The organism is Mycobacterium sp. 360MFTsu5.1, from assembly GCF_000383495.1.
GTDB classification, from domain to species: domain Bacteria; phylum Actinomycetota; class Actinomycetes; order Mycobacteriales; family Mycobacteriaceae; genus Mycobacterium; species Mycobacterium mucogenicum_B.
This window is the reverse complement of record NZ_KB911469.1, coordinates 361,050-371,320: the sequence shown is the minus strand read 5'-3', so window position 1 is coordinate 371,320 and position 10,271 is coordinate 361,050. Positions and strand designations below refer to the sequence as shown.

The following is a 10,271-nucleotide window of genomic DNA, read 5'->3' as shown; positions in this document are numbered from 1 at the left end:
GAACCGTCGCGGCGATGACCGGCACCGGCACCCAACACGAAGAGCTCGCCGATCTCGTCCGGGAGCAGCTCGTCTGTGGCTTCTGGGCCTACGACGACGTTCGGGAGTCGGTACTGTCGCAGATCGACGGCGACAGCGACATCACCGCGGACGCGGCCATCGATCTGTTGGACTCGATGTGGGACCAGCGGATTGCCGAGCAGCAATCTTGGCCGGACACCGGCGATTTCGGGCGACTGCAACAGATGTTCGCGCAACTGGAGGCGGAGGGCATCCTTGGCCGGATGTGCTTCATGTGCTGCAACAACTGCGCGTTCGACGCCATCGATGACGAACGCACGCCCACCGATGACGCCGGTGCGGCCTATCCCTATCGCGAGTGGGCCTACGTGTACTTCCATGCGCAAGACGCCGACCGGCTTGGCGCCCCGGATCCGTTGCTCTACCTCGCGTACAGCGCTTGGACCCACCACAGCCGACTGCCGCAAGACCTGGTCGATGCGGCCCAGAGCGGTGATGGAGCTGCCAGGAGAGAATCGGTCGAGCGCAGCGAAGTGCTCCTAGGCGAGCAGATCGTAGCCGCGGCCACGCGCTGTGGTCTCACCCCGCAGTGGTCCGGCTCGCGCCACGAACGCATCGCGCTACAAATCCGCGATTGGCGAAAGCCGCTACCGCCACGGGCCGCGTGAAGCGGCTCGAATCATCCAGCGATAGGAACACGTGGAACCGCGACATCCCGACGTCGCTGAGGGCTTTTCATCGGGCGGACCGCGGTCTGCGCCAACGCCCGGATCGCAATCTGCCTATGGAAATGGAGCTGCCACACGTGGTGGCTGAAAGGGGATCGGCTGTGCGAACCGCCACAAACCGGCTGCTGTGCGAAACCACGCTGGCACCCGATGGCAGCATCGTGATCATTGAAGACGCTGGAGCGAAAGGGATTTCAGGTACCTACGTACATCCTGAAATCGCCCCCGCCCCTGAATCCGTGCATCAGGCATTGTGGGTGCACACCATGAGCGTCCATGAATGTGACGTCGTTGGCCGACACGTTTATGTACGCGTGCTCTCCGGATCGGACACCGGCGGCCTCGGTGACCTCGCCTTCGATGGGTACCTGAACATCGCCAGCGGCCTCATGGCGATCGGCGAACGCCGAAACCCCGATCGCCAACTACTGGTCGGGCCGCCGGGAGTGACACACGTCAGCGTGTTCGTCGCCAACGACATCGAAGCCGTCTGTTTCGACGACTCCGACGTCAGCTACCCCACATCAGGTCCCAGCGAGATCACGCTGCTGCTGCATGGTGATACCTGGCATACCTGCAGGGTGAACGATCGACTCTGATGAGCTCGAGGCGATGGTTTGGCTTCTGCAGAGGGGTGGATATTGATGGATCGGGAAAACGCCGAGCATGGGTCAACGGGGTTGCGCGGAGATCGCTACGGGCGAATGGCATTCAACTTGCCTGTAGAAGACGATGATCCCGATCACCTCTGGCCTCCCTACGCGGTTGAAACCATGTGGGTTGAAGCTCTTGGTGACGGTCGATACCGCGTCGACAACATTCCGTTCTTCGTCAAGCCGCTCGCGGTAAACGATATCGTCCGAGGTCAGCGGTCAGATTTCAATAGCGACTTGATTTGGTTCTCTGGTCGCCTTGAGTGGTCAGGCCATTCAACCGTACGAATTGTTGTTTTCGCTGACGAGGATGAAATCCTGGCGGCGCTGAGCGATATGGGGTGCACCTTCGAGAGGCTTCGCAGGATCATTGCAGTCGATATTCCGGACAGCGAGGTCGTAGAGCGAGCGCATGCGTTTCTAACGAATAAGCAGCTAAGTGGTGCGTTAGACCTTGAGGAAGCATGTCTGCCCGACAGCTTCCCGCGTTGACGCCGGAAGTCATCGGCTGGTTAACCCAGGTGCGGCAACCACATTCGCGACCTGCGCTGCGATGTACCTGCTGTCTACAGGACGTATGACCTGATCGAGTTGATGAACCGCGTTGCACGGGAAGACCAAATACTATGGGGGACAATTTGATCGAGAGTTTCTGGGAATGGTGGCGTACCGAAGGTGCAACTGTGGTCGCTGCCGCAATCGAGACAGGTGACGCCAGTTCGGCGTTTCCGTTGATCGATCAGCGCGTCGCGGCGATTCATGACGGCCTGGCGTGGGAGATCGGTCCCGGCACGGTGTCTGAGCATCAACTGGTCGTCACCGGCAACCCGGATCACCGTGCGGTCGCGCGACGCTGGCTCAACGCTGCACCGAGTCCAGATCCAGTGTGGTCATACGCTGATTCGCTTCAGCGCCGGCCGTTGGGTGAATTCCGGCTGGGGCTCGGTTCGGTATTGGTCCACTATGCCGACGTGATCGTTGCATGCCAACGTCGTCAAAATCGTCTTGACGTGCGGGTGTACCACCCGAGCTTCGGCGGACTCGAACAGCGGCAGCAATTCGAGATCGCCTTCCTGGCCCTGGATCACGCACTGGGAGAAGTCGCAGTCGAACAATGGCTCGGTGCGGTCGATACCACCAGATACCGCCCCGCCGACGGGTATTCGTTAGCTGAGCTTGTCGGTGTGGTCGATGCCCTCGCCGCGGAGAACACATATGAGGACGGCACACCAGCCTGGGTGGGTCTGCAATGGGACGGGGAGAACGGCCGCGTTGTCGCTGCCGCGCAAGTGCCACTGTGCAGTAGCCAGGCGCCCAACCTGGATACGCATATCGCGATCTCGGTCCCTTATCGGAGCTTCGACGAGGCAGGGTTGCCTACCGAGCAGACCTGGGATGCGTTGGAGGAGTTGCGTGATCGGCTCGAATCCGTACTGGGCACAGCCGGTCGTGTCCTTGCCTGCGAAACGACCGCTGGCGTGCACACCGTGCACGTTTATGCCGACAGTGTCGCAGTCGATGTCGTCGCGATCGAGTCCGAGGCTGCAACCTGGGCGCAGGGAGCCGTGATAGTCGCGTCCCACGACGATCCAAAGTGGTCCGACGTCGCCCATTTACGCACGTGAACGCGCCCTAGCTCGAACGTCAGCGTGAATGCGACAAGTCGCCAGAATCCCGGGGGAGAGGAAAACCGTGGTCCGTAAGCGCAAGACGCTCCCGAAGGACTTTGAGGCCACACTCGATGAAGGCGACCTCGACGCTCTCAAGAAGGTCTTCGACGCGTGTGAGTTCAATGCTTACGGTGGCCAATGGAAGAGCACGGCACTGGGTTTCGACAATTGTCCGGACGAGCTTGCACGGTGGCTGGTCGACCGGGGCTTGGACGTCGACACTCCCGACGCCAGCGGCCGTACTCCGCTGTGTCGACGTGCCGCCGCCGGACGAGATCTCACTTTGCTGCTCGAACTCGGTGCGGACGTCAACGGCGGACGAGGGCGCCGCGCTCCCATCATCGCCGCGATCGCGCACCCCGCGACATTGCGTGTCCTCGTCGAACAAGGTGCCGACGTGAACATCGTGACCAGCGAGGGCACACCGCTCCATCGGGCGGCACTGCGCTCTGCCGAATCGACGCGCCTTCTTCTCGACTATGGTGCGGACCCGGTGATTGTGGACTCGAGCGGGCGAACACCGTTAGAGGCCGCGCTCCACGACTGCCGCAACATCGATATTCCGCAGGTCGCGGGTTCTGCGCGCATACTTCTCGATGCGGGCTGCCCGAGCCCCCAGGATGCCGCTGAGATGGTCACCCGCATTGGCGGCCAGTTTGAGTTCCACCGCGCCGGATTCAACCCGCGCTACCTGGATGAGACAGATGCAGCCCTGTCGGATCTCTACAGCTTGTTCGGCATGCCCCCGGTCGCCCGCCGCAGGGTCCATGACGGGTCATCGCCGATCGTCGTCGACGCCACCGAGTCGTCTGCGCAATTCGACGAGTTGTGGAACCTTTTGGTGCCCAGCAGTGGTCCGGCGAAGACCGTCCAGGGCGAAGTCATCCGACTCGCCGGCCGCATCGCGCGGGAACTGCTCAACAACGGCGGAATCAACTGGAACCACGGCTTCCACCAGATGAAGGACGCGCTGATCGCCCACCTTGGATCGGCGACACCAGTGGCAACAGCAGCCGAACGTACCGAGCTCAGTAGGGGCATCACCCGAGACAAATACGACGAGGAATCGATCCGCCGCGTCACCGAATTGGCCGTCGCCTGGGTCCTGGCCAATCCCAGTCCAATGGCATTAGGCGAGACCGAGTACCGCTACTAGCGGCGATTGCACCAGCAAGTCCGTGCACGGGCCCGAGCTGACTGGCCCTCGTGCAGGTGTTTTGCCAGGACGGTATCCGTTGTGAGCTAGATCACCGTTCGGTTCTGCCTCTGAATCCCGACTACACCTTGCACAGGCTCGTCATCGCCGACGGGTGTACGGGGTCGGTCTGCTGGACAGGGGATGTGGTCATGGGTGGTTTCTCGTCGACGAAGGTGATGCCCGCACTGCGCGTGTTGGCGCCATCAGAGAGCTGATCTCGATGACCGAACTATCGCCCGGCCGACCCAGCGGGCCGGACACTCACCAGGACTGGGCGCCCTACTCCGATTTGGCGCAAGCGGCGGAGGCATACCTGCGTGATCCCGCGATCGCGTTGGAGGCGTTGTACCGAGTGATGGATCCGGCCGCGATCACGGCATTCGTCATGGAACGCACACTCGAAGAAAAGGATTCGCGCGAATCGTTGTACCAAGAGGTCGCTGTGACCGACGGCCGGACATTGCTGCTGTGGATGGGTGACGACGAACTCACCGACGACGACGATCCCGAGCCCGGCGCACCCTTGCTGACGTCCACGCTGCGCTCGATTCCGCTGTCCGCGTTGACCGATCGAAATCTCAAGGTCGGGTATCGCATCGACCACCGTGGCGGACGGTCACTGCACAGCGTTGAACTGCGGCTGGTGACCAACACGGCCGACTACACCCTGGCCAAGACCCCATCGAGAACCGAGGCCTTCAGCGAGGAACTGCTGTTCAGCAAGTCCGTCACCGACGGCGGACGAGCACAGATGGAACGGCTGATTCAATTCGGAAGGGTGCTTGCCGCACATGGCTGACTGGGCATCACACAGGCATCTTCAGCAAGCCGTAATGCTGGGCATTCGCAATCCTGAAGTGGCGCTGAACAATTTGCGTGCTTTCATCAACTTCGACTCTGCTTACTCATTCGTGCTCACACAGCGCCCGACGTGGCAAGAGGTCGCGATCACCGACGGACGACGGCTGATCCTGTGGCACGGCTCTGACACGGAATGCGCTGGTCACGATAGCCGACTGCCGCACCCGATGTTCCAGTCGTCGGTGCGGACCGTCCTGCTCTCGCGGCTCAGTGATCAGGCGCTGCACACCGACTATGACGTCCTGCCTGACGGTTCGCACGAGCTGGTGTCGGTGCGCCTGCGGTTGTACACGCCGATAGTCAACAGCACGACCAGGACCACTCCTGAGGACAGCCAGCACTACGTCGAGTGCTACCTCTTCGACAAGAACGCAGACGATGGTCAGGAAGCCATGGGGCAACTCCTCGAATTTGCGGCCGCGCTATCGATTTCGCCCAGTGTGTGACCGGCCATCAGGGTGCCAACGCGACTTATGCCGCCGAAATCACTCGAGAGGTCAAGGGAGAGTAGATGTTTCGTGACGTGTCGAGGGTTCTGAGGTGTCTCGCATCGGTACCGGCGCTGTTCTGGACTGCGATCACCGCTCCCGCTCGTAAACCGGGAGAAACAGCTGGCCGGAGAAATCCACCCGATCCGGGTCAGTACTTCGCGGACGACCCATGGGCGGATTGAACAGCATCGACCATTGCCCGCATGAGGCGGGACCTCGCGAAGACGAGGGGAATGTGATTGCCATATTTGGCTGCGGAAAGAGGAGACATGGCGGCACGAACGGCAACGAACAAGCTGCTGTGCGACATCATGATCGCACCCGACCGCGGCGTCGTAGTGATTGAAGATGCTGGGACACAGGGAGTTACGGGTACCTACGTACGGCCCGGTATCAACCCCGAGTCCGCGCAGGTGCAGCTGGCCCTGTGGGTAGGGGCCATGAGTGCCGACGAGCGTGACGCCGTCGGCCGGCTGATTCGGGTTCGCGTGCTGTCCGGCTCAGACACCGGAGGGCTGGGCGTCCGGGCCTTTGATGGCCGCCTCAACATCGCCAGCGGTCTGTTGGCCATCGGCGATCGTAGTAACCCCGACCGTCAGTTGCTGGTCGGCCCTTCGGGTGTGATCGGCGTCAGTGTTTTCGTGGACACCGACATCGACGCCATCTGTTGTCACGACTCGAGTATCGGTCACGCACCATCCGGTCCCAGCGAGGTCACCTTGTTGCTGCACGGAGATTCCTGGCACACCTACACAGTGCGCAACACGGTTGACCGTTGGCAATTGCGATGTTAGATCGCCCCCGAAGCTCCGGGCAGTGTGCTATTCAAAGTCATGCTGCCGAAAATCTGTGCATTGCCCGCATCGGTACTGCTGGTGACGGCTCCGCTGGCGCACGCTGATCGCGCGGAACCGGTGCCGCTGTACGGGAGCTACGACACGTTTCTCGATCATTCGCGGCAGACGTTCAACGGCCGTCCCGACACCTCGGACCCGTCGACCCAGGCGGCCCTGTTCCGGACCGTGTGCGACGCCGGTGGTTGTGTTGCGCACTGGCTGAGAATGACTGAGCTCAAAGAGAATCCGAACGCACCGGCGCTGTTCGACTACCGCTGGACGGGCGACCGCTGGGAGTCATCGGGCGACTATCCGTTCCACTGCGGCCCGAACGGTGCTGCGGTGACGGCATTCCGGTCCGATTTCCTGAAACCCGACGGCGACGGCAGTTTCACCGGGGAGCGGACGTTCACCGTGGCCGCACCGGGCTGTCCGGGTGACGGTGCCGGGACCTACTGGCTGCCGTTCACGTTGACACCGACGTAGCTGACCGTGCCGTCTCACGTGGTGGACCTACGGGGATGGATGAAAACCCCTTCTGCGCGCACCGTCACGCCGTCAGACGTAGCGATATGGCCCACGGCAAAGGTTTTCACACCCTCGATGCGGTCGATATGTGCTGCGATCCGGACAGGTCCCAGCGCGGTGCCCTTCTCGTAGCGGATCGTCAGCGTTCCCGTGACTGCGGGTTGGCCGGGTTTGTGTGCTGTCGCACCCAAGACATGGTCGAGCAGCAAGGCGCAGATACCCCCATGAACCTGGCCACTGGGTCCTTCGTACGCCGCACCCAATGTGGTTTCGGCCCAAGCCGTTCCGTCATCGTCGTGATGAACGTCGAGCGGGGGAGCGAGCGCGTTCCGCAATCCGATGACCGCGTTGCCCCAAGCGATGGACGACCCGCTGACCTCCTGTTGGACACCGAATGAGCCCGGCATCAGCGCACGGCCGAGTTCGTCTGTGGCAGCGTCGATTTTGGCGCGGACTGATTCGATGGTCGCGGCGTCACATTCGCTGCGAATCGTGAAGTCGACGAGTCGACGGACCGAGTCTGTGAGGGACGCGTAGAGCGCTTCGGGGACCTGAGGTGCGTTCGTCTCCCTCATGCGGGGCCCGCTCGCCGGTTCTCTCCGCGCACCGTGTGCCGCGAAGGCTGCGTGCAGCCTTTGGTTCCCGAGTCCCATGTCGCTCCTTGTCTGCTGATGACCTGGCAATCACTGTCGGTCGGCGTGGCGTCGTCGAGCAAGGCAAAATCCCGGTTGGCGGTCGAGGTGCGACGTCTTCAGAGGCCCGATTGTTAACCTGAGAGTGTGGGAGAACCCGAGACGTCAGACATACCTTCGCTGCCCGCGATCAACTGGGCCTTGCTGGGGATGCTGTCGTACGAGCGCGAGCTGTCGGGCTATGACATCCGCAAGTGGATCCACTGGAGTATGCGCTTCTTTTTCGGAAGCCCCGCCTACAGCCAGATTTACGCAGAGCTGAAGAAGCTGGAAAAGCTCGGGCTGCTGAGTTCGCGCGTGGAGGGTAAGGGCGCTCGTTACCGGCGACTCTACAAAATTACCGACAAGGGATTGGATGCGGTTTCTCGGTGGGCCAAGGAAGCACCCATAGAGCTGCCTACGCTGAAGCATCCAGCGATTCTGCGGGTGATGTTGGGCCATTTGAGCGATCCGGCCGCGCTCAAGAAGCTCTTGCACGAACACGTTGCTCAAATCGACCAGTTGCAGCGTGAAGCCGCCAGGGAAGCCAAGTGGTCCGGCGCTGATCCCACGTGGGGTTACGCCAAACTGGCGTTGACCTGGGCCGACCGGTATTACACGTCTGAACGGGAGCTTGCCCTGAACCTCATCAAGGATTTGGACGAGGCGGAGGCAACCCTGCCGAACACGAGCAAGGGCGGCGCCATCGCCTGGCCCGATCTCTCCTTCTGGTACGAGGTCGAACGTAGGGCGGCTGCCGAAGACGCCGCCGACTGACGTCGGGGCGTCTCACCGAGCCTGTGCGGCCAGTCTGTTCTGCGCAGCGTGCTGAGCGGCAATGTGGCCGAAAACCAGACCTTGTGCGATGGTGGCGCCGGCACCCGGATACGTGCGGCCGAAGGCGTTGGCGGCGGTGTTCCCGATCGCGTACAGACCATCGATGACCGTGCCGTCCTCCCGCAGTACGCGCGCATGACCGTCGGCGAGCAGACCACCACAGGTACCGAGATCGCTGAGCACCATTTTCACGGCATAGAACGGACCACTCAGCAGCGGGCGCAGATTGGGGTTCGGCGTGGTGGTCGGATCGCCGTAGTAGCGGTCGTAGGCGCTCCGGCCGCGCCCGAAATCCGGGTCCTCACCCGCGAACGCGTTCTCGTTGAACCGGTCCACTGTCGCACGGAAGGTACCCGCCGGAACGTTGATCTGTGCGGCGAGATCGGTGAGATTGTCTGCCCGAAAAGCGATTCCGGCGTCATACCAGCGCCGGGGTATCAGCATCCGGGGAAACAGCTCCGCCGCGAATACGTAGCTGTTGCGGTACTGCTGATCGAAAACGATCCACATCGACTCAACCGGGGTGCCAGCAGCTTCAAGTTCCAGTACCCGCTGACCGAAGCTCATGTAGTCCGCCGATTCATTGGCGAAACGGCGGCCCGTCTGATCGACGATGAATGATCCGGGCAGCGAGCGTTCGGCCAGCATGACCGCAGGGGCCGCGCCGGGCAGCGGTGCCACTGCGGGGAACCACCACGATTGATCCATTGAGGCGATACCGGCGCCGACCTCCTGGCCTATCCGGATGGCGTCGCCGGTGTTGGATCGTGCTCCCAAGCTGAGATTGCGTCCGAGGGATTCGGACTGGAACTTCCACCGCATGTCCATGTCGTGGTCGAATCCGCCCGCGGCGAGCACGACGCCGTGCCGGGCGGTGATCGTGAATACGGAATCCGCATGGACGACGGTCGCGGCGGTCACTCGACCATCGTCATCGGTGACGAGGCCGCTCAGCGAGGTGTCCAGCCAGATGGGAATGCCGGCGCGAATCGCGCCGGCGAACAGGCCGGCGGCCAGGGCCTGCCCGCCAGCGGCGTAGCGGCGACCCAGCGCGAGTCCGCCGAGTCCCTGCGCGAGGCGCTTGACGACCGTGGGCAACCCCTTGCGCGGCATCCGGCTCATCAGGTTCAACCAGCGGTAGTCGGCGCCCGTCGTTGGCATTGGAATGCTGACCTCCATCACTCCGGGACGCAGGTCAGCCAGGTACTCACCGAGAATCGAGGTGTTCAACGGGCGACATTCGCAGGTGCGGCCGGCGGCTGAACCGCCGGGTGCCTCGGGGTGGTAGTCGGAGTAGTCCTTCGCCCAGAACAGCTTCATCGGAGTGGTCCGGCGCAGCATGTCGACCGTCGCCGGCAGGTTGCGCAGATAAGCGGTCGAACGGTCCTGCGGAGCTGAATCACCAACGACCGCATCGAGATAGATGCTCGCCCGCTGTGCGGTATCGACGCCGCCGCACTCTTCGATGACGGGGCTCGCGGGCAGCCACAGGGCGCCGCCGGAACGGGCCGTTGAACCACCTACGTAGGAGGACTTTTCGATCACGAGTACCGACAAGCCTTGTTCACGTGCGGCCAGTGCGGCGCCCAGGCCGGTGCCGGACCCGACGACGAGAAGGTCGACTTCGGTATCAGCGATGGTCAGACCAGCGGGAATCGTGGTGTGCGTCGAGGCGGTCACGGTCGATGACATTAGAACTGCAGAGACACATTTCTCGCCGGGAAATTCCTGTCAGCGGGAACGCCGATCTCGCGGCAAGCGGCGCGCACAGTTCAAT

At 62.4% G+C, this 10,271-nt stretch carries 12 protein-coding genes; 10 read left to right on the top strand and 2 right to left on the bottom strand.

The annotated features are described in order from the left end of the window. The 9 genes from H289_RS0120970 to H289_RS0120930 form a co-directional block, all read left to right on the top strand. On the top strand, positions 1-689 hold a 689-nt coding region (locus H289_RS0120970; RefSeq protein WP_020102787.1), incomplete at its 5' end, for a DUF6891 domain-containing protein. After that, complete coding sequence (locus tag H289_RS33130) at positions 656-1,348, top strand: hypothetical protein (RefSeq protein WP_196810053.1); 693 nt, start codon at positions 656-658, stop codon at positions 1,346-1,348. The genes H289_RS0120970 and H289_RS33130, both read left to right, overlap by 34 nt. A gap of 45 nt (positions 1,349-1,393) precedes the next feature. Then, positions 1,394-1,894, top strand: a complete 501-nt coding sequence (locus H289_RS30945) for a DUF4265 domain-containing protein (protein ID WP_081633481.1) — start codon at positions 1,394-1,396, stop codon at positions 1,892-1,894. 191 nt (positions 1,895-2,085) lie between these two features. Continuing rightward, positions 2,086-3,027, top strand: coding sequence for a DUF695 domain-containing protein (locus tag H289_RS30940; RefSeq protein ID WP_231388086.1), 942 nt, complete (start codon positions 2,086-2,088; stop codon positions 3,025-3,027). 67 nt (positions 3,028-3,094) lie between these two features. Beyond that, the gene (locus H289_RS0120950) at positions 3,095-4,228 is read left to right on the top strand and encodes an ankyrin repeat domain-containing protein (RefSeq protein ID WP_020102783.1); all 1,134 of its coding nucleotides are present in this window, start codon (positions 3,095-3,097) and stop codon (positions 4,226-4,228) included. Between the two features lie 262 nt (positions 4,229-4,490). Next, positions 4,491-5,069 (top strand): hypothetical protein, encoded by a 579-nt coding sequence (locus tag H289_RS30935; protein ID WP_020102782.1) that lies wholly within the window; start codon positions 4,491-4,493, stop codon positions 5,067-5,069. Next, positions 5,062-5,577 carry a hypothetical protein gene (locus tag H289_RS0120940; RefSeq protein WP_036420939.1) on the top strand — a complete coding sequence of 172 codons (516 nt, stop codon included), beginning with the start codon at positions 5,062-5,064 and terminating at the stop codon, positions 5,575-5,577. Before H289_RS30935 ends, H289_RS0120940 begins: the two co-directional genes overlap by 8 nt. A 314-nt stretch (positions 5,578-5,891) precedes the next feature. Beyond that, complete coding sequence (locus H289_RS0120935) at positions 5,892-6,416, top strand: hypothetical protein (protein ID WP_020102780.1); 525 nt, start codon at positions 5,892-5,894, stop codon at positions 6,414-6,416. A 39-nt stretch (positions 6,417-6,455) separates the two neighbouring features. After that, entirely contained in the window at positions 6,456-6,944 is a 489-nt protein-coding gene (locus H289_RS0120930) for an MBOE_33420 family protein (RefSeq protein ID WP_020102779.1), read from the top strand. 14 nt (positions 6,945-6,958) lie between these two features. Here H289_RS0120930 and H289_RS0120925 read toward each other — a convergent pair whose 3' ends face one another. Beyond that, a complete protein-coding gene (locus tag H289_RS0120925) occupies positions 6,959-7,561 on the bottom strand; it encodes a PaaI family thioesterase (RefSeq protein WP_020102778.1) in 603 nt (200 codons plus the stop codon). A gap of 204 nt (positions 7,562-7,765) precedes the next feature. Here H289_RS0120925 and H289_RS0120920 point away from each other — a divergent pair, with 204 nt between their 5' ends. Next, positions 7,766-8,434 carry a helix-turn-helix transcriptional regulator gene (locus H289_RS0120920; protein WP_020102777.1) on the top strand — a complete coding sequence of 223 codons (669 nt, stop codon included), beginning with the start codon at positions 7,766-7,768 and terminating at the stop codon, positions 8,432-8,434. Positions 8,435-8,446: 12 nt separating this feature from the next. Here the strand turns inward: H289_RS0120920 and H289_RS0120915 are convergent, their stop codons facing one another. Beyond that, on the bottom strand, positions 8,447-10,186 hold the full coding sequence (locus H289_RS0120915; RefSeq protein WP_155944194.1) for a 3-ketosteroid-delta-1-dehydrogenase: 1,740 nt from the start codon (positions 10,184-10,186) through the stop codon (positions 8,447-8,449). Positions 10,187-10,271 lie beyond the last annotated feature (85 nt).